13 protein-coding genes are annotated in these 20,999 nt (G+C 39.7%); all 13 read left to right on the forward strand.

The annotated features are described in order from the left end of the window. Nucleotides 1-9 precede the first annotated feature (9 nt). The 13 genes from OQX63_RS05590 (at nucleotide 10) to OQX63_RS05650 (ending at nucleotide 20,962) form a co-directional block, all read left to right on the forward strand. Complete coding sequence (locus OQX63_RS05590) at nucleotides 10-1,533, forward strand: RagB/SusD family nutrient uptake outer membrane protein (RefSeq protein ID WP_265849903.1); 1,524 nt, start codon at nucleotides 10-12, stop codon at nucleotides 1,531-1,533. Beyond that, the gene (locus OQX63_RS05595; protein WP_265849904.1) at nucleotides 1,527-3,392 is read left to right on the forward strand and encodes an alkaline phosphatase; all 1,866 of its coding nucleotides are present in this window, start codon (nucleotides 1,527-1,529) and stop codon (nucleotides 3,390-3,392) included. The genes OQX63_RS05590 and OQX63_RS05595 overlap by 7 nt, the downstream gene beginning before the upstream one ends. Before the next feature lie 100 nt (nucleotides 3,393-3,492). Beyond that, nucleotides 3,493-4,395 (forward strand): metallophosphoesterase family protein, encoded by a 903-nt coding sequence (locus tag OQX63_RS05600; RefSeq protein WP_265849905.1) that lies wholly within the window; start codon nucleotides 3,493-3,495, stop codon nucleotides 4,393-4,395. A gap of 341 nt (nucleotides 4,396-4,736) precedes the next feature. Next, nucleotides 4,737-6,032, forward strand: a complete 1,296-nt coding sequence (locus OQX63_RS05605; RefSeq protein WP_265849906.1) for an esterase-like activity of phytase family protein — start codon at nucleotides 4,737-4,739, stop codon at nucleotides 6,030-6,032. Between the two features lie 179 nt (nucleotides 6,033-6,211). Next, on the forward strand, nucleotides 6,212-6,592 hold the full coding sequence (locus tag OQX63_RS05610) for a LytR/AlgR family response regulator transcription factor (protein WP_265849907.1): 381 nt from the start codon (nucleotides 6,212-6,214) through the stop codon (nucleotides 6,590-6,592). Nucleotides 6,593-6,600: 8 nt separating this feature from the next. Beyond that, on the forward strand, nucleotides 6,601-7,068 hold the full coding sequence (locus OQX63_RS05615; protein WP_265849908.1) for a hypothetical protein: 468 nt from the start codon (nucleotides 6,601-6,603) through the stop codon (nucleotides 7,066-7,068). Between the two features lie 467 nt (nucleotides 7,069-7,535). Beyond that, nucleotides 7,536-9,311: an aminopeptidase P family protein gene (locus tag OQX63_RS05620; protein ID WP_265849909.1), complete on the forward strand. Its 1,776-nt coding sequence runs from the start codon at nucleotides 7,536-7,538 to the stop codon at nucleotides 9,309-9,311. 638 nt (nucleotides 9,312-9,949) lie between these two features. Next, nucleotides 9,950-12,715 carry a DUF5695 domain-containing protein gene (locus tag OQX63_RS05625; RefSeq protein ID WP_265849910.1) on the forward strand — a complete coding sequence of 922 codons (2,766 nt, stop codon included), beginning with the start codon at nucleotides 9,950-9,952 and terminating at the stop codon, nucleotides 12,713-12,715. A gap of 670 nt (nucleotides 12,716-13,385) precedes the next feature. After that, complete coding sequence (locus OQX63_RS05630) at nucleotides 13,386-14,783, forward strand: aminopeptidase P family protein (protein ID WP_265849911.1); 1,398 nt, start codon at nucleotides 13,386-13,388, stop codon at nucleotides 14,781-14,783. A gap of 660 nt (nucleotides 14,784-15,443) precedes the next feature. Beyond that, nucleotides 15,444-17,114, forward strand: coding sequence for a M1 family metallopeptidase (locus OQX63_RS05635; RefSeq protein WP_265849912.1), 1,671 nt, complete (start codon nucleotides 15,444-15,446; stop codon nucleotides 17,112-17,114). A 335-nt stretch (nucleotides 17,115-17,449) separates the two neighbouring features. Continuing rightward, nucleotides 17,450-18,367: a dihydrodipicolinate synthase family protein gene (locus OQX63_RS05640; protein ID WP_265849913.1), complete on the forward strand. Its 918-nt coding sequence runs from the start codon at nucleotides 17,450-17,452 to the stop codon at nucleotides 18,365-18,367. Between the two features lie 14 nt (nucleotides 18,368-18,381). Continuing rightward, on the forward strand, nucleotides 18,382-19,968 hold the full coding sequence (locus tag OQX63_RS05645) for an aldehyde dehydrogenase (NADP(+)) (protein WP_265849914.1): 1,587 nt from the start codon (nucleotides 18,382-18,384) through the stop codon (nucleotides 19,966-19,968). Beyond that, nucleotides 19,961-20,962: a 4-hydroxyproline epimerase gene (locus tag OQX63_RS05650; protein WP_265849915.1), complete on the forward strand. Its 1,002-nt coding sequence runs from the start codon at nucleotides 19,961-19,963 to the stop codon at nucleotides 20,960-20,962. Before OQX63_RS05645 ends, OQX63_RS05650 begins: the two co-directional genes overlap by 8 nt. Nucleotides 20,963-20,999 lie beyond the last annotated feature (37 nt).

A 20,999-nucleotide genomic window follows, 5' to 3' on the forward strand; every position in this document is an offset into this window, starting at 1 on the left:
ACAACAACAATGAAAAAGAATTTAAAATATATGGCATTTGCCGCCCTTGCTGTTTTCTCTTCATGCACAAAACAGCTTGATATTACACCAGAAGGTTCTCCGTCTGCACAGAACTTCTGGAAAACTAAAGAAGATGCATTGAAAGCCGAAGGTGGAATGTACGAACTTTATAATGCGGAAGATTTTTACGGTCGCGGAATGTTTTGGTTTATCAATGCCAGTGATGATATGGTTACCGGTCGTAATAAGCCAGAGGCCGATAACATTAAAAACTTTAACCGCACTTATGTTGGCGGTGGTTATACCGAAACACAGTGGAGTATGCGTTATGCCATTATCAAACGTGCCAACGATATCATCAACAATGTGCCTAACATCAGTATGGATGAAAGTTTAAAGAAACAGATTATTGGCGATGCTTATTTTAATGCAGGTTTAGTTTATTTCCAGTTGGCTGCAAATTATGGAAATGATAAAGCAGGTGTACCAATTGTTAAGCCCGAAACAGATGCATCTCAGCCCATCCCACGCGCTAGCAATGTAAATGAAAACTATGATTATATTATTTCGCTTCTTTTAAAAGCAGCAGATAACCTTCCATTGTTTTCGGCAATGAAACCTGCTGATTATGGTAAAGCACATAAAACGGCTGCATGGGCTTACCTATCTAAGGTATACTTATTCAAAAAAGATTATGCCAATGCCGCTAAATATGCAGATATGGTTATTAATTCAGGTCAGCATGATTTAATTAATACAGGTTTTGCTGATGTTTTTAAAGCTTCAAACAACTGGTCTAAAGAATATATCTGGTCGGTTGTTTGTACACCAAGCGGTGGCGGAACAGGCTGGGGAAGCAAGCTCCCGGGTGTAATGTTGACTAACAAAGCCTGGGGTATTTATAACGGATGGGGTTATTATCTGCCAACCAAAGAACTTTACGATTCTTACGAAGCTGGCGATCAGCGCAGGGAGGCAACCATTTTGAAACCTGGCGATAAATTTATGTTTTTCGGAGCAGAACGTAGCTTTACCAAAGACGGTGGCGCAACTTCAAACTACCAGTTTAAAAAATATATGGAGCCATTTTCTTATGCAAACCCGATTCCATCGCATGTTAACCCTAATGGCGATAATGGAACTACTGATTTAAATGTGCCCTTAATGCGTTATGCCGAAGTACTGCTGATCAAAGCAGAAGCAGCCATTAACCTGAGCGGCGCAGGAGCGGGTGATGCCGAACTGAACAAAATCAGGCTTCGGGCAGGTTTAGGTGCTAAAACAGGAATGACTATGAGTGACCTTAAACGCGAACGGCGTAATGAGCTTGCCGGAGAATGGGCAGACCGTCACCGCGATTTAGTAAGATGGGGCGATGCGCAAGCTACATATGCTAAACCATTGCATGATTACGATGGAAGTGTAATTTGGCCGGCAAGAACTTTTAATCCACAGGTACACGATGTTTGGGCGGTACCACAGAGAGAAATCGATAACAGCGCAGGTGTAATCAAACAAAATCCAGGATGGTAAAAAGAATAAGAATAAACTTTGCAGTGCTGGCCTTTGTGCTGGGGCTGCAAAGTGCCTCTGCCCAGGTAAAGTTAAACGCCAACCGTGGACATAGCCACAATGATTATAAGCAGGAAATTCCGCTTCTAACAGCATATTACGCAGAAATGGGATCTATTGAGGCAGATGTGTTTTTAAAAGATGGTGAATTATATGTTGCACATGAAGCCGCAGAAATTAAGCCGGGTTTTACGCTTAAAAAAATCTATCTCGATCCGCTAGCCCGGTTTTTTAAAGCAAAAGGGAATCATCCTTATGCCAATGCGGCCCTAAAACTGCAGCTGGTGGTTGATGTAAAAGAAGATTATCAGCATGTGCTTCCGGTATTGCTAAAAGAGCTTGAAGGTTATGGTGATGTATTCGATGCAAAAAAGAATGCCAATGCGATTAAAGTGGTAATTAGTGGTGATATGCCTGCCCCGGCTGATTTTAAAAATTATGATGAGCAATTATCTTTTGATGGAAGGCCGACAACCACTTATACCGATGCACAATTGGCCAGGGTGGCGATGATTAGCGATGATTTGAAAAATCATACCGTATGGAACGGGAAAGGCAACCCGACCAAAACGGATGAAGCCAGGATGAGAGCGGTTATCACACAGGCACATCAAAAGGGCAAACCTTTCCGCTTCTGGGCTTCGCAGGATAGTCCGAATACCTGGATTGTACTCGAAAGGCTTGGCGTAGATTGGATGAATACGGATAAACCAACCAAACTGAGAGATTTTTATCTTCATCAGGATAAATTGATTTATACGAATCCAAAACCATATACGCCTTATACACCAACGTACAAAACCGATGGACAGAACAAGGCGCCCAAAAAAATCATTTTGTTAATCGGCGATGGGATGGGACTGGCTGCCATCCACGCTGGGTTGATTGCCAATCATGGCGATCTGAACATGGCCAGGTTTCATTACATTGGCTTTTCTGAAACCGCTGCTGCTGATGCCGGAAACACTGATTCGGCCGCGGGTGGTAGTGCGATGGCAATTGGTTATAAAACCAATAACCGTTACATTGGAATGGGGCCCGATGACCAGAATAAAACCAATTTGGTTGATAGTTTATCCATCTTTGGGATCAAAAGTGGTATCATTACCGCAGGCGATCTGACAGATGCTACACCAGCGGTATTTTACGCCCATCAGCTTGATCGTTCTTACAACGGCGCAATTGCGAATGATCTGTTAAGCAGCAAGGCCGAAGTTTTAGTCGGTTCTAACCGCAAAGCTTTCGAGCAGAATAAAAACAGCAGGCTTTTGGCTGATCTAAAAACTAAAGGTTTTCAGGTAACCAATAGCTTAACTGATTTTGAAAAGCAGCATGATGGTAAACAATTGGTTTTGTTGGATGATTCGGCTACCAGGTCTGTGATAAAAGGCCGGGGAGATATGCTTAAAAAATTATTATCACATACCATGCAGATTTTATCGAAAAACAAACCGGGTTTCTTTGTCATGGCAGAGGGTGCACAGATCGATTACGGTGGACATACCAACGATCTTCCTTATTTGATTACCGAATTGCACGATTTCGACCGTACCATTGCTGAAGCATTGCGCTTTGCTGATCAGGATGGAGAAACATTGGTTATTGTAACTGCTGATCATGAAACAGGTGGATTAACTCTTTTAGATGGTGCTGCTGAAAAAGGAATGGTAAGAGGTGAATTTAGCACCAACGATCATACCGGGATCATGGTTCCGGTTTTCGCCTATGGTCCAGGTGCGCAAAATTTCAGCGGTGTTTATCCTAATAATCAAATTTTTCATAAAATCATTAAAGCTTATCACCTGGCAAAAGCTAAATAAGCCAAACATATTCTTATAGCGGTGTCTGTACCTAATACAGCGCCGCTTTTTTTTATTTTACCGTAAAAATGCAATGCCAGATTAAATTAAAGAAAACCTGATGGAAAGAAGATCTGCACTTAAAAATATCGGCGGCCTGTTTTTGCTGCCAACCTTATCTAAAGGTTCGTTATCAACAGAGAAAAAGCCTGTTTTAAGGGTGGCGCACATTACCGATGTACACCTGAAAAACCAATTTAATGCACCGGCAAGATTTGCCAAATGCCTGCATCACGTACAGGCACAATCGCCAAAAGTAGATCTGATTTTAAATGGCGGCGATATTGTTTTCGATATGAACAAAGAAAACATAGGTACCATTAATGATCAATGGAAACTGGTAAAGGAAACCATGAAAAACGAATGCAGCATACCTGTACGTTATTGTTTGGGAAACCACGATATCTGGTGGAATGAAGCTACTAAAGGTGATGTTTATTATGGGAAAAAATACGCGATGGATAAATTGCAGTTGGTTAAACCTTACTATAGCTTAGTACAAAACGGATGGAAAATCATTGTGCTGGATAGTACCCATTTGGATATAGACAGTACCTGGTACATTGGCAAATTGGGAGATGAGCAATTTAACTGGCTAAAAAATGAATTGGAAAACACCCCGAAAACGATGCCTGTGATGGTGATGTCTCACATCCCAATCCTTACTGCGCTGTTAATGATAGAAGATAATATTGTTAACAAATGGACCATGTTGGGCGGCGATATGCATACCGACACTGCGAAGATCATCAATCTTTTTTATCAGTATCCCAATGTAAAACTATGTTTAAGCGGCCATTTGCATATGCGTGATAAAGTGGTATATAACAATGTGACCTATCTTTGCAATGGCGCGGTATCCGGTGCATGGTGGGAAGGCAACAGAAGGGAGACTGCACCAGGTTACGGACTAATTGATTTATATGAGGATGGAAGTTTTGAAGAAAAATATGTGAATTATTGATGATGGAAAATGTAAGATGGGTGATAGAGCTGGCTAGTTTAGGCCCAGTTGAATACTGCATCTGTATAGTTGGTCTACGCTTCAAGTCCTTCATTCATAAACCTGGCAACAACGGAAGTCCTTTTTTTTTGCAGCAACCTCAGCATGACAGCATCACAAAAAGATTGAAGTGGATGGCAGGGCTGCAGTTCCCGATGGAAAAATGGTTATGCATTTCCAAAAAAAACTGCAAAAATAATCCATAAAATCTGAGCGGAACTTTCTAACGTTCTAAAACTATTCTTGATATTCCCTTAACATTGCCTTCACATCCAGATCCTTGCTTTGTTTAAAAAAAATAAATGAAGAAAGAATTACTCACCCTAATCGTAGCCATATCTATCGGTATGGTATCTTGTAAGAAAAGTCATGAAGAAACCCCTGTAGAATTTACTTATCCTGCCGTTGCAGAAGTTTCCGATCCTTCGGTGCTTTTTACAACTGCTGCTGGCGTAAAAGTGTATAACGGAGGTTTTGGATCAGCAGTTGCCGCCGATCCTAACTCGCCGGATGTTTTTTATATGCTGACCGATAGGGGGGCTAACGTAGCCGGACAGCTCGCAAACTCAATCATCATCGGAAAACCTGATTTTGATCCACAGATTGGAAAATTCAGGCTGAAAGATGGGAAATTGGTGCTCGAACAAACTATCGAACTTAAAAATGCAGCCGGCAATAAATTAAACGGACTTCCAAATCCTGCAGGAATGGGGGCTTCTGGTGAGATTGCTTACGACTTAAACGGACAGGTGATTGCGCCGAGTGCCGATGGAATCGACTCAGAAGGCTTGGTAAGAGCAGCTGACGGATCATTTTGGATCAGCGATGAATACGGGCCACATATTGCACACTTCGATGCAACTGGTAAAACAATAGAACGCATTAACCCATTTGGGACGGGAACCGGTGGACGTACCATTCCGGCTGTATTTGCCAATAGAAGAGCAAACCGTGGTATGGAAGGTTTGGCCATTACCCCAGATGGAAAAACTTTGGTCGGCATGATGCAGTCGCCAATGTATAATCCGTCTAAAGCTGCTGTTACAAATTCGGTGGTATTAAGAATTTTAACTTTTGATATCGCAAGCGGAGCAACCAGGCAATACGTTTACCTGATGGATGATGCTACTTTAACAGGTGTGAGTGATATTGTTGCCGTTAACAGCACTACTTTCCTAACCATTGAACGTGATGGACTGTATGGTGGCGCAGCAAGCAATCCAGCAACATTTAAAAAAGTTTTCAAAATAGACCTGAGTAATGCTACCGATATTTCTGATTCCGGCAATGGTGCAACAGGAAAACTTTATGGCGGCAAAACTGTGGAAGAACTGAAAAATGCAGCAGGTTTAAGTGCAGTGGGAATTACCCCGGTAAGCAAAACCATTGTTTTAGACCTCTTGAAAGATCTGCCTTCCATTTATCCGCACGATAAAGCAGAAGGTTTAGCCTTACTGCCTGGCAATATCCTCGTAATTTCTAACGACGATGATTTTGGTGTGGTGGATAATGGTGCAAGTGGCTTTGCACAAAAAATATTGCCTTTAACAAATTCGGTTGATAGAAACCGTTTATACTTTGTTAAAATTAAACTTTAAACGCATTTAGCCATCTGTCAATTGACTTATGGCTAATTTATAACATGAAGTAAGGCATAAGTTGAAAATTATGTACAATTAGTAAGTAGGTAGTTACCGTAATTTTACCCTTTTTTTGTCTTTTTGTTTAGATTCGGGTTAAGATATGTTAAGTTTGATGTAGCCTATCTTAACCACCTATGTATTACAGTTGTGCAATTGTTGACGATGAACAACACGCCATTGATGTCCTTCATGATTATATTGAAGACAATCATCTTTTAAAACTATCTAGCACTTTCAACAATCCAATTGATGCATTAAAAACAATTAGTGCTGGCGATACAATCGATTTTCTTTTTTTAGATATCGATATGGATGGAATGAAGGGTACAGAATTATCGAAGCATCTCCGTTCAAAAGCAAGGTTTGTGATCTACGCGTCTTCCCACCTTGAAAATGAGGTCAGGGGAATAGATTCTAACTTTGAATGTTATCTGGGCAAACCGATCTCAATGAAACGCTTTGCAAGTGCCATCAATAAACTGATACAACTTAACAATCTGTCGATAAACAATTGAAACTGCTTATGATCGAACTGACTTATCGCTTTGAACAGGAATTCTTGGAAGATATATCCTATCAGTTAATGCGTGCAGGTATGCGAAACCCATGGTTGGTCTTATCTGGATGTAAGGTGTTGGGTATTATTGATGAAGTTGAAGGTTCCTGGACCCAAACCGTTGGTGAAGATATCCCATCAATGGCTATTGAAGGGATGGGTAATTTAATTAATCAGCAGCAGTTTACCTGGTTGCCAGATCTAATTAAAAAACAATGGCCCAAGTATGTGCTTGATGTGATTGTAGAAAATTTGCAGCATTACGAAATAATTTGCCATAAAGAAGCTTGTACCAAACGTTTTATACAACGCTTTACATTGGGGATTCACGCATTGACTGAGCGGGAATCAGCTCTTGTTTTCAAAGTACGGTGTTTCCAAAAATCAGATTCATATGAGGTAATCAAAGATCCGGCAATTGACCGTTATGTTTAGCATCATTTTTCTTATGCAAACCAAAAGAGTTAACATCTTTGTTTTTAACCGTAAAGATAACGAGGGAAATAGGCAAAGCACGCAAGAGTTGCCTGGCTGGTGTAGGGAGGATATCATTAAGTAAAGGAATAAATTGCAAAAAAAAATGTTATCCTGATCGTAGTCGAAGGGTATTTATTTGCGATTTATCAATCTCAAGAAGTCGTCGACTGCAGTCAGACTGACAACCTCAATGCTAACTTAATGATCTTGAGCGTATAGTATCGGCTTTATATCCATTCTACATCATCCATTTAGCTCATTTCAACATTAAGGATAAATAATTTCTAAAGAAATAACCGCACCGATACTGCAATTCTCTTAGCCAGGTCTGGTTTCAACAAAAGAATAAGCTGTACAGAGGTCCTGCCTTGTTTTGAGATGTCAATGTTATATTTAAATTTGGCTCCACAAAACAATCCCTCAAAATGACCTTTGCAGAAAAATTGCAGGCCCTACGCCAATTAATGCTTACACAACAAGTAGATGCTTATCTAATTACCGCCGCAGATCCTCACATCAGCGAGTATTTACCCGAACATTATAAGGCCATTCCTTTCGCTTGCGGATTTACTGGTTCAGCAGGTACACTGGTTATCACTCAGAATTTTGCAGGTTTGTGGACAGATTCGCGATATTTTACACAGGCAGAAGCACAATTGATCGGTACAGGATACGAATTGGTAAAGCTGAAAGTGCCGCATACACCAGAGTACATCGGTTGGTTATCTGAAGTATTGCCGGGGGGAGCAAAAGTAGGTTTTAACCACAAACTCATTACTGTGGCATTGGCCCAGGAGATGCAGCATAGTTTAGCACAGTGTGAAATAGAAATAATAGATGTTGATTTTATTAGCACGATCTGGCCGGATAGGGTAGGGCTACCTGTAGAAAATGCTTTTTTAATAGACGAAGAAGCTGCGGGGCTTAGCATTTCGGCTAAAATAAAAGAGGTAAGAGCAGCTTTAAACATAAATAAAACAGATTATCATTTTATCTCATCGCTGGATGACATTGCCTGGCTGTTCAATTTAAGGGGTAAAGATGTAGCGTATAATCCGGTAACTTTAAGTTTTGCGCTAATAACACCTGCAGCCGTAAAACTTTTTATCGATAAACAAAAACTGTCGCATAGTGATATCAATACTTTAAATGAGCAAGGTGTAACTCTGCATGCCTACGCTGAGGTGATCAATGAAATTAAAAGTCTACCAGAAGATATACAGATTTTTATCGATCCAAAACGCACCTGTTTTGGCTTGTTTGAATGTTTGCCAAAAAGTGCTAAAATAATTTCTGGTATTAATCCGAGTACCCATTTAAAGAGTTTAAAGAACAATACTGAGATTAATCATATCCGCAGAGCCATGCTGCATGATGGGGTAGCTTTAACCAGGTTCTTTAAATGGATGGAAGAGCATTTAGGGAAAGAAAAGGTTACAGAATGGTCTGCAGCAGAGAAATTGGCTAATTTTAGAGCAGAACAAGCATCATTCGCGGGTTTAAGCTTTAATACCATAGCGGGTTATAATGCAAATGGGGCGTTGCCACATTATAGCGTTACTGCCGAAAGTAATCAGGAAATTGTAGGTAATGGTTTGTTTCTTGTTGATTCAGGAGGTCAGTATTTGTATGGTACAACCGATATTACCAGGGTAATGCCAATCGGTAATTGTTCAGCAACTCAGGCTGATGATTATACTTTAGTATTGAAAGGCCTAATTGAAGGTTCTAAACTGATTTTTCCGGAAGGTACAAAAGGTTATCAAATCGATTCCATCTGTAGGAAACCACTATGGGAATATGCTATAAATTTTGGTCATGGAACCGGGCACGGGATAGGTTTTTTTCTGAATGTACACGAAGGCCCTCAGAATATTAGTCCGGCTAATGTTGATGTAGCCTTTAAAACAGGTATGGTAACCTCCATAGAACCTGGAATTTATCGCCCGGGAAAACACGGTGTACGTATTGAAAACCTAGTTTTATGTGTACCTAAAGTGAATAGTGAATTTGGCGATTTTCTTACTTTCGAAACCTTGACATTGTGTTTTATCGATACCGCCATCATCAATAAAACGCTTTTAGTGGCAGATCAGATTGCATGGCTAAATCAATACAATCAAATGGTGTTCGAGAAGCTTCAGTCCATGTTAACTGAAGAAGAAGCTGAATGGTTGAAAGTGAAATGTGAGCCCGTTTAAAATTTGGCTGAATAAATACGCTTGTTAAAAGTAGCAATTCCAATAAATTTCTTAAATTATCGTCATTGCGAGGAGGCTTTTTCTGCCGCCGAAGCAATCTTTATAGTAAGAATCGCTAGCATGAAAGATTGCTTCGGCGTTCCTTCCAGAAATGACGACCAATTTATGGAATGTGCATTAATCATCCCAATGCTATGCTAATAACCTGAGTTCGGTTATTAATATCTGTTAGAAAGATGTTCTGCTGATATTTTAATTCAAAGTCGCCACCCTGAATTTATTTCAGGGTCTTAATAGCTGGAAAGATGCTGACCACGAAGTAGCTATTAGGCCTTTAAAACAATAAAAACTGCTAATAAAATAAATTCAGCATGACGATAGCTTTAGAAAAAGGAGGTTAAAACTAATCAAAATGCATAAATATTAATCGAACTAAGGTTAATATGCTGGGTTTTCCTCATGTATGGTAATCTGTGGTTTTTGCGTAATCTGAGGGATCACATAATACTCCGGGGTCAGACTTCTCGTAAATACACCAATTCTTTACCGATTTTGCGCTATTTTTAACTTCCGTGCCCGCTTTACTTTTTAAATTTTATTTTTGGTTTAACTAACATTCCTAAATCTGCTTTGTCATTATGATTGTCGAACCAAATAAAAAAACAGTCTTTTCCATAATAACCTTTAAATCAATAATTTGCTGTGTTTTAACTTTAATAAATATTGAGGTTATTCAAGCCCAATCTCCTTGGGTTGCTTTAGGTAAAAAGCCATCTACTTTGGGTTTGGAAAATGGTTTTTCAACCTATAATGCCGGAGCATTTAATCTGAAACTTGTTAAGTCATCACAAACGGTGGCGGGTCTCCAGCCTAAATTGGTTAAAGATTTCGATTTTGTACCAAGCGATAGCTTAAAAGTACGTAGTTCAGACGGTTTGTACCACTTGGGCGATATCAATTTAAAATTACGTTACATCGGCGAAGAAACCTGGAAAAGCTATAGTACGGCGGCAAAAAGAAGCCCTGTAAAAAATATTTCAGCAGATGAAAAATCACTCGCCGCTGCCGATCTTGCTGCAACGCTTCCAGCTGATATTCCGCTCCAGGTAAAACGGATCTGGGAGATGGTTAACGGTAAGCTCGTATTACGCTTCGAGCTGAAAAACAAAACTGATAAAAACGTAGAAATTGGTGCGCTCGGTATTCCGATGATTTTCGATAATATTTTAGAAGGCCGTACATTGGAGCAAACCCACGCCAAGAATGTGTTTTATGATCCCTATATCGGAAAAGATGCTGGTTATTTACAGGTTACGCGGTTAAGTGGACATGCGCCTTCTTTATTAGTTGTGCCATTCGGACATACACCATTTGAAGCTTATAACCCGCTTAATGACGACCGAACACCAAGAGGAATTGCTTTTGAAGGCTTTTACGAATGGATGGTGTATAGTAAAGCCTATGCTGAAAATGAGTGGAAGAATGCCGAGCAATGGAATATACCCACTTCAACCATTTTAAAGCCTGGCGAAAGCAGGAGTTATGCCCTTCAGTTTATCCTTTCAGGTACGGCAAAAGATACAGAAAGCAAGCTTATCGAAAATAAAAGACCAGTGGCTATATCCGTTCCTGGTTATGTATTGCCTAAAGATGTAGAAGGGAAATTATTCTTTAATTATCCTAAAAAGATTAAAGCTATTCAGATTCAGCCGGAAAATGCCTTAAAAGTAGTTGCATCTGGTTCAACCAAAAACGGTTGGAAAAGTTACACCATAAAAGGAATTAAGTGGGGTAGAGCAAGATTGTCCATTACTTATGAAGATGGGTTGGAGCAAAGTATTAATTATAAAGTAATCGATGCCGAGCGTGATGTGATTGCGAGTTATGGTAATTTTTTAACCACTAAACAATGGTTTAATCAAGCCGATCCTATTTTTAAAAGAAATCCTGCCGTGATTACCTACGATAATGAAAAACAACAGCAGGTTATCCAGGATAACCGTGCATGGATTTCGGGTTTAAGCGATGAAGGCGGTGCAGGTTCTTGGTTGGGCGCAATAATGAAACAGTTGGTGCAGCCCAAAAAAGAAGAAGTAGATAAACTGAAACAATTTGTTGATAGTGTTATGTTTGGACGGATCCAGCTTAAAAGCGGACCTCAGAAATATGGTGTAAAAAAGAGTTTGTTTTATTATGCACCAGATTCACTGCCTAAAGATACTTATGATGCAAATATCAATTTTAAAGTATGGTCTGCATGGCCGAAAAAAGAGGCTGATAACCTGGGCCGATCTTATAATTATCCGCATGTTGCTGCAGCGCATTGGGTAATGTACCGCTTGGCGCGTAATTACAGCGGACTTGTAGCCGGGCAGAGTTGGAAACAACACCTTATTGATGCTGCTGAAACGGGTATGGCTATGGTTAATATTGCACCTTATTATTCAGAATTCGGTCAAATGGAGGGGACCGTGTTCTTCCTTATCTTAAACGACCTTAAAAATGAAGGGTTAACCGCAGAAGCAACCCGGTTGGAAAATGAAATGAAAAAGCGTGCCAATCATTGGCGCTCATTGCAATATCCATTTGGTAGTGAGATGCCTTGGGACTCTACAGGTCAAGAAGAAGTTTATGTATGGTCGAATTATTTTGGTTACCAGGATAAAGCGAATGTAACGCTTGATGCGATATTAGCCTATATGCCTGTGATACCACATTGGGCCTACAACGGTAATGCCCGGAGATATTGGGATTTTCTTTATGGCGGTAAACTTTCGCGTATCGAACGGATGATCCACCATTACGGTTCAGCACTTAATGCCATTCCTGTATTAATGGATTACCGTAAGAATCCTGGCGATTTCTATCTTTTACGTGCTGGTTATGGCGGCTTATTGGGTGGAATCTCTAACATTACTCAGGATGGTTTTGCGCCTGCAGCATTTCATGCTTATCCATCAACCTTAAAAAATGACGGTATTACCGGCGATTACGGGTCTGGGTTTTTTGGATATGCGGTTAATACGGCTACTTACGTTTTACAGCATCCTGAATTTGGTTGGTTAGCTTTTGGTGGTAACCTGAATAAAACTGACAATGTTATCAATGTTAAATTAACTACTGCAGCAAAATCATCAGTTTACATTGCACCAGCCGGACTCTGGATTAATCTTGATGCCGGAACCATTGACGAAGTAAATTATAATACTGTGAATGGTGAAATCCGTCTGAGACTAGCTAAAGCAAACGAATATTCATCTTATGCCTTATTAAGATTGTCGCAACCTGCCAAGGTTAACGGGGTTAGTGTTTATTCAGTAAAAAGCAAAAGCATAGAGAAAAGGGGAGGATATGAATTTCCACTTTCAAAAGCTAATACCACTGAGATCATTCTTCAAAAGTAATATCAATCTGTACTATCTGTCCGTAGAGTTCCGAAGGGCTCTACGGATTATATAATGATTAAGAGTCTCTGACTCGCTGTGCATTATTGAGTTCTAAAACTTAACACCATTTGCCGATCTATAGGGATGCTGCGCTCAACACGACGCACAGGATGAGAAAACTCGTCATTCGACCATAGTGGAGAAATTTATAGTGTAATTTTTGTTTTTAGTGGATTAAAATCTATCTAAACCATAACATTTATTTAATAAGAAAATCTTATTTATATTCTTTGTTATCTTATTAACAAGGTGTTGTAAGGTTTATCATATATATTAATTTGTATTTTCTTCTTATTTATCTGTAAATCAATTTATATATAGATAATTTTTTTTGATTAAAAGCAATTTTATAGTTAATTTTTTATTTGTATAAATACTTCAATTAAATTATATAATAATTTGTTTAACAAAAATTTATGTGATATTTTTTTATTTTATCTATAAAATATCAATATCCTCAGGATGTAAACAGATTTTATATTTCTATTTCGTTAAAATGAAATTTATTGTGACTTTTACTTCATACTAATAGCTAATAATTTGCAGATACCCCTCGGATTTTAGCCATTCTATTTAATTATTATTGAATAAAATTAGCTTTTGGGATATTTGCTTTAACAAAAAAAATATGTTTGAAAAGAAAGTTTACCTCCAAAGAAGAGCAGCATTAAAATCAAAGATAAATACGGGGATATTACTCTTTTTGGGTAATGAAGAAAGCCCGATGAACTATAAAGACAATACCTACCATTTTAGACAGGATAGTACCTTTTTATATTACTTTGGTATCAGTGAACCGTCTTTAGGTGCTATTATCGACCTGGATGAAGATCAGGTAATTCTTTTTGGTGACGAGATGGGAATTGATGATATTGTATGGATGGGCAGGCAGAAAACACTTGAAGAAAAAAGTCTGGATGCTGGGCTAACCAAAGTTCTGCCTTATGCACAACTCAACACTTATCTAAAACAGTATCTGGACAAAAAACGAGCGGTTCATTTCTTGCCTCCTTATCGTTCTGAGAATAAAATTAAATTGGCCAACTGGCTTAACCTGCCAATTGATCAGCTTAAAGAAAAGGCATCAATCAGCTTTGTTAAGGCAGTAGTGGCTCAACGCGCTATTAAATCAATTGAAGAAATAGCAGAGTTGGATCGCGCTGCGGCAATATCTGCAGATATTCATTTGATGGTTATGCAGCAGGCGAAACCAGGTATGTATGAACGCGAACTGGCAGCTAAAATTCAAGGTGCCGCATTGGCTTCGGGCGGTAATCTGGCCTACCCGGTGATTTTAACCGTTCGTGGGGAAATTTTGCATAATCATTACCATGGCAATCAGCTCCTGGAAGGACAATTGGTTTTAAACGACTCAGGTGTAGAAACCGCTTTAGGTTATGCTGGCGATCTTACCCGTACTTTTCCTGTAGGCAAGAAATTTACTGCCGAGCAAAAAGATGTTTATGATATTGTTTTAAATGCTTACACGCATGGAAAAGATATGTTGGCACCAGGTGTTAGGTATTTAGATGTGCATTTGGCTTCGTGCAAAATGCTGGCACAGGGTTTAAAAGATATTGGCCTGATGAAAGGTAATGTAGACGATGCCGTACAGGCAGGTGCGCATGCCATGTTCTTTCAATGTGGAACGGGCCATATGATGGGCTTAGACGTACACGATATGGAAGATTTAGGTGAGCAATATGTAGGTTATTCAGATGAGCTGACTAAAAACACCACCCAATTTGGATTAAAATCGTTGAGGTTGGGCAAAGCGCTCGAAGCGGGATACGTATTAACAGTAGAGCCTGGTGTTTATATCATCCCAGAACTGATAGACCGCTGGAAGGCTACTAACCAGTTTGCTGACTTTATTAACTATGATAAATTGGAGCAGTTTAGAAACTTTACCGGCATCAGGGTAGAAGACGATTTTCTGGTTACCGAAAACGGAAGCCGGATGTTGGGAAAACATTTAGCTTTAACTACAGATGAGATTGAATCCATCAGGAACGAAGCTTATTAGTAAGGTTGGTTATTTGAAATAGCTGTTGCTTTTTGTTTTGGAGCGCAGGTTCATTCGATTTTTTTAAAGAATGTTCATGCCATCCGCTTTATTCCGATGCTAATTTCAGTGCCGATTTATCGGTAAAGGATCGGAATGCCCGCTGCTGTCAGGGCTAGAGACCTTGGCAGAAGCACAGAACCGGGGTTAAATAAACCTGATAGAACGGATGCTCCCGATTCTTCATCGGAGCAGGAGGGATAGCAGGACTACCGTAACCGATGAAAAGCTGCATTTGCTTTTCAAATTAATATTTTGCTAAAATAACGACATCACAAATAGTAAAGAGCCATTAAAGGGAACATAGATCTTTTAAAATAACCGATGTTTTTTTGGAGCGCAGGGTTTTTCGATTTTTTTAAAGAATGTTCCTGCCATCCGCTTTATTTCTGATGCTAACTCAGTACTGATTTATCGGTAAAGGATCGGAATGCCCGCTGCTGTCAGGGCTAGAGACCTCGGCAGAAGCACAGAACCCCGGTTAAATAAACCTGATAGAACGGATGCTCCCGATTCTTCATCGGAGCAGAAGGGATAGCAGGACTACCATAACCGATGAAAAACTGAAACTGCTTTTCAAATTATAAATGCACTATTAAACATGATAACCAGCAAAAAGATATGAAAAAAATAACCTCCATAACCCTACTCTTCTTAATGTTTAGTACCCTGCTTTTTGCACAAAACCCCAAAAAGGTTTATACCTTGACCGATACCTTAAGAGGAAGCTTAAATGCCGAACGCACCTGGTGGGATGTACAGCGTTACGAACTTGCTGTTAAGCCAGATTATAATGATAAAAGCATAACCGGCTCGAATAAGATCGTTTATAAGGTTGTGCAGCAAAATAATGGCAATACCCGCATGCAGATCGATTTGCAGGAGCCATTAATTATTGATAGTGTTTTATATAATGGCGGCTCAAAGTTAAAATTCGAACATGTTGCCAGTGTTTGGTATTTACATGTACCGGCACAAAAAATATCAGCATTAAATAATGTCCATATTTTTTACCATGGAAAGGTTCACCAGGCGAAAAGAGCACCCTGGGATGGTGGTTTTATTTTTACTACCGACTCGCTTTCACGTCCGTGGATGACAGTAGCCTGCCAGGGCTTAGGCGCTTCGGTGTGGTATCCGAATAAAGATCATCAAAGCGACGAGCCCAATCTGGGTGCATCTTTAACCATGACCGTACCGGATACATTGGTAGCAGTAGGTAACGGTCGCCTGGTATTTAAAAAAGATAACCATAATGGTACAACCACTTATCAGTACAATGTTAAAAACCCGATCAGTAATTATTGCATTATCCCTTACATAGGCAAGTACGTTAATTTTAAGGAAAAATATGCAGGCGAAAAAGGTTCCCTAGATGTGAATTATTGGGTACTTGATTATAATTACCCAAAGGCAAAAACCTACATGCCCGATCAGGTGCATAAAATGATGAAAAGTATGGAGTACTGGTTCGGGCCGTATCCTTTTTATGAAGATGGTTATCAGTTGATCGATGCTTCGCACACTGGTATGGAACATCAATCGGCAGTTTCTTATGGCAATGGTTATAAGTTTGGCTATCGCGGTAGAGATATGTCTGGCAATGGTTGGGGCTTGAAGTGGGATTTTATCATTATCCACGAAAGTGGGCACGAATGGTTTGGTAACAATATTACCAGCAACGATTTGGCCGATATGTGGGTACATGAAGGATTTACTAATTACAGCGAAACACTTTTTGTAGATTATACTTTTGGTGCTAAAGCTGGGAATGAATACAATTTTGGCATTAGAAAGGGTATCAAAAATGATGTCCCGATTATTCCTGACTATGGTGTAAATGCGCAGGGCAGTGGTGATATGTATCCAAAAGGAGGCAATATGCTGCATTCCATCAGGCATAGTTTAAATAACGATCAACTTTTTAGAGCCATATTACGTGGGCTTAACCAAACTTTTTACCATAAAACGGTAACCACAGCGCAGATCGAAAACTATGTTTCTAATAAAGCTGGTTACAATTTTTCGAAGGTTTTTGATCAATATTTGCGTACGGTGCAGGTTCCGGTATTTGAATATTACTTTAAGGATGGTAAAGCTTTTTACCGATATAGCAACTGTGTTAAAGGTTTCAATTTACCCCTAAGCCTAAAAAAAGAAGGTGTTAAAACATTAAAAATTATTCCTTCTCAAAACTGGCAGCAAGTTACGCTGGCTAAAGGGCAGGATATGCTTTTTACAAAACCGGGTATCGAATTTATGTATTATCTTCAGGTGAAAAACACAAAATAAATTATGGTGAAAAAGAAACTGCAGGATGATTTTTCTATCTGGTTGATTTTAAAGGTATTCTTGTTTTAGAGAATGCCTTTTTTGTGATATCTAATTTATTTTATAATTGCTAAAGGCTTTTCCTAATCAAATCTGTCTGATTGAAGTTGCGTATTTACGACCATTATCGGTTAAAATACAACAATACCGCTGCCGGGCAATTTCCTAACTTTGAATATCGTTTAAAGGATACAGATCATATCATCTGATTAAATGGTACTTGTCCATTACGACTGGCTTTTTGGTGAAGGGACAGATTAATTTTTGAAAATATTTTATAAAAACATAACATTACAATGAGTATCAAATGGACTGGGGTTTTCCCTGCTGTAACCACTAAATTTACAGCAAACGATGAGTTAGATTTTCCGGCTTTTGATTTAAATATCGAAGCGCAACTAGAAGCAGGTGCTGAAGGGATTATATTGGGTGGATCGCTAGGAGAAGCCAGTGTACTAACCGATGAAGAAAAATTTGGTTTGTTATCACATACCTTAACTGTGGTAAACGGTCGCGTTCCGGTTTTATTGAACATTGCAGAATCAACTACAAAAAAAGCAATCGAAGTAGCACAAAAAGCAGAATCGCTTGGTGCGCAAGGTTTAATGTTGTTGCCGCCAATGCGCTACAATGCTGCTCCAGACGAAACTTTAGCCTTTTTTGGTGCGATTGCCGAAAGCACAAGCCTACCGATCATGATTTATAACAATCCTGTTGATTATAAAATCGAAGTGACTTTAGATATGTTTGAGGTTTTAACCAAATACGATAACATCCAGGCGATCAAAGAATCAACAAGAGATGTATCTAACGTAACCAGATTAATCAACCGTTTTGGCGACCGTTTTAAAATCTTTACGGGAGTAGATCCATTGGCTATGGAAAGTATTGTAATGGGGGCACATGGATGGGTTGCAGGTTTAGTTGATGCTTTTCCAAGAGAGACTGTTGCTATTTTTAGATTGGTTAAAGAAAACCGCATTGCTGAAGCACTGAAAATTTACCGTTGGTTTTTGCCGGTGCTTGAGTTAGATATTCATGCAAAATTGGTACAATACATTAAATTAGCAGAAGTTGCCACAGGATTAGGAACTGAAGCTGTTCGTGCCCCACGTTTACCATTAAGTGGCGCTGAAAGAGAGAAAGTATTGAAAATTATTAACGATGCATTAGCTGTTCGCCCAGAATTACCTGCAGGTAGTTGGGGTAAATAGTTTAAAAACCAAATATGAACGGAAAAAATATTGTAGCCAGCACTTATATTGAAGTTAATGAAAAAAGCCTTAAAGCTGTTAATCCCGCAACGGGATTAACGCTTGATGGTGAATTTTTTAAAGCGAACGAAACACTTGTTGATGATGCCTTAACAGCAGCAACATTGGCTTTTCAAAGCTATAGAAACTTAAACAAAGATCTTAAAGCAGCTTTTTTAAATGCTATTGCGGATGAAATTGCTCATCTTGGCGAAGAACTCGTAAACAGGGCTTCGGCAGAAAGTGGCTTACCTTTAGCCCGTTTACAGGGCGAATTGGGCAGAACCACCGGACAGTTAAGGTTATTTGCAAATTTGGTTGCAGAAGGATCTTGGGTTGACGCCATTATTGATACGGCATTACCCGAAAGACAGCCTTTACCGCGACCTGATATCAGGCGGATGTTAATCCCAATCGGACCGGTAGTGGTTTTTGGTGCAAGCAACTTTCCGCTTGCTTTTTCTGTTGCAGGTGGCGATACCGCATCTGCGCTAGCTTCAGGTTGCCCGGTGGTGGTTAAAGCACATCCTGCACATTACGGAACCAGTGCTTTGGTAGGTGGTGCCATTATTAAGGCTGCAGAAAAAACGGGAATGCCTAAAGGTGTTTTCTCTTTGTTGTATGATGATGGTTATACCATTGGCGCTGGCTTAGTGCAACACCCTTTAACCAAAGCGGTAACTTTTACAGGTTCTTTTAAAGGTGGTATGGCCTTAATTAATCTTGCTCAACAGCGCGAACAACCGATTCCGGTTTTTGCCGAAATGGGCAGTATTAATCCGGTAATTTTTCTGCCGTTAGCGATAGAAAATCAGGCAGAAGAACTGGCTAAAAAATATGCTGGATCTATTACCCTGGGCGCAGGTCAGTTTTGTACCAATCCAGGTTTATTGCTGGCTGTACAATCGCCAGAATTAGAAAATTTTAAAGCGGCTTTAAAAGAGGCTATTTCAACTATTCCATCCGCAACAATGCTTACTGAAGGTATTGCCAATAATTATGGTAAACTTTCTGCTGAGGTTGTAAGTGAAAATGGGGTTGCACTTTTATCGGCTTCAACGGTGAAAAATACGGAGCTTCAAAATCAATCGGAGGCGAAAGTTGCTCAGGTAAGTGCTGCAGATTTTATTGAAAATCCAAAACTCCGTGAAGAAATTTTTGGCCCATACTCTTTATTGGTTGTTGCCAAGGATAGTACTGAACTGGAACAAGCCATTGAAGTATTGGAAGGCCAACTTACCGTTACCTTAATGGCCGAAAAACAGGAACTTAAGCAATACCAGAATCTAGTAAATAAGTTGACGGATAAAACCGGAAGAATTATATTGAATGGTGTGCCTACAGGTGTAGAAGTTTGTGCCGCCATGCAACATGGTGGACCATTCCCGGCTACCAACGATAGCCGTTTTACTTCTGTTGGTTCTACGGCAATCAATCGTTTTGCGAGGCCGTTGGCTTACCAGGATTGGGAGCAGGAATTATTGCCAGACGAATTGAAAGATGGTAATCCATTGGGTATTTTCAGAATGGTAAATCAAAAATTAACGCAAGCTCATGAGTAAAACTTTTTTTTGTGTAGATGCACATACCTGCGGAAATCCCGTGAGGTTAGTTGCAGGTGGAGGACCTCAGCTTACCGGCGCTAACATGAGTGAAAAGCGCCAGCACTTTCTGAAAGAATTTGATTGGATCAGAAAGGGGTTAATGTTCGAACCACGTGGGCATGATATGATGTCGGGCAGCATTCTTTATCCACCTCACGATCCGGCTAATGATGTAGCGGTACTTTTTATCGAGACCAGTGGATGCCTCCCAATGTGTGGGCACGGTACCATTGGCACCATTACCATCGCTATCGAAGAAGGGCTTATTCAACCCAAAATACCTGGACTAATCAGAATGGAAGCGCCAGCCGGACTGGTATTGATTGAATATAAGCAGGAAGGAAAAAAAGTAAAGTCTGTTAAGCTGAGGAATGTGGCATCATACCTGGCAGTTGAAAATCTTCAGGTAGAGTGCCCTGATTTGGGCACGCTTACTTTTGATGTAGCTTATGGTGGAAATTTCTACGCTATTGTAGATCCACAGGAGAATTTTCCGGGATTAGAAAACTATAGTGCTTCGCAACTGATTAGCTGGAGCCAGGTCATTAGAAAACGCATTAATGAACTTTACAGTTTTGTTCATCCACAAGATCCAACGATAAACGGTTGTAGCCACATATTATGGACAGGAAAAACCATAGATCCAACATCAACTGCCAGGAATGCAGTTTTTTATGGTGATAAAGCCATTGATCGTTCACCATGCGGTACGGGTACTTCAGCCCGTTTAGCACAGTGGTTTGCTAAAGGAAAACTAAAACAGGGAGAGGATTTTATCCATGAAAGTTTTATTGGCAGCAAGTTTATCGGTAAAGTAGAGGAAGTGGTAGACCTAAATGGAATTAAGGCCATTATACCGAGTGTAGAAGGCTGGGCAAAAGTTTACGGTTATAACACCATAAAAATCGATGCCGAAGATGATCCATATGCATATGGTTTCCAGGTGATTTAAGGGAGTTTTTTTAAAGAGAATATCAGCAGTATAAATT

Origin of the sequence: Pedobacter sp. PF22-3, from assembly GCF_026239555.1 — a bacterium.
In the GTDB taxonomy this organism is placed as follows: Bacteria; Bacteroidota; Bacteroidia; order Sphingobacteriales; family Sphingobacteriaceae; genus Pedobacter.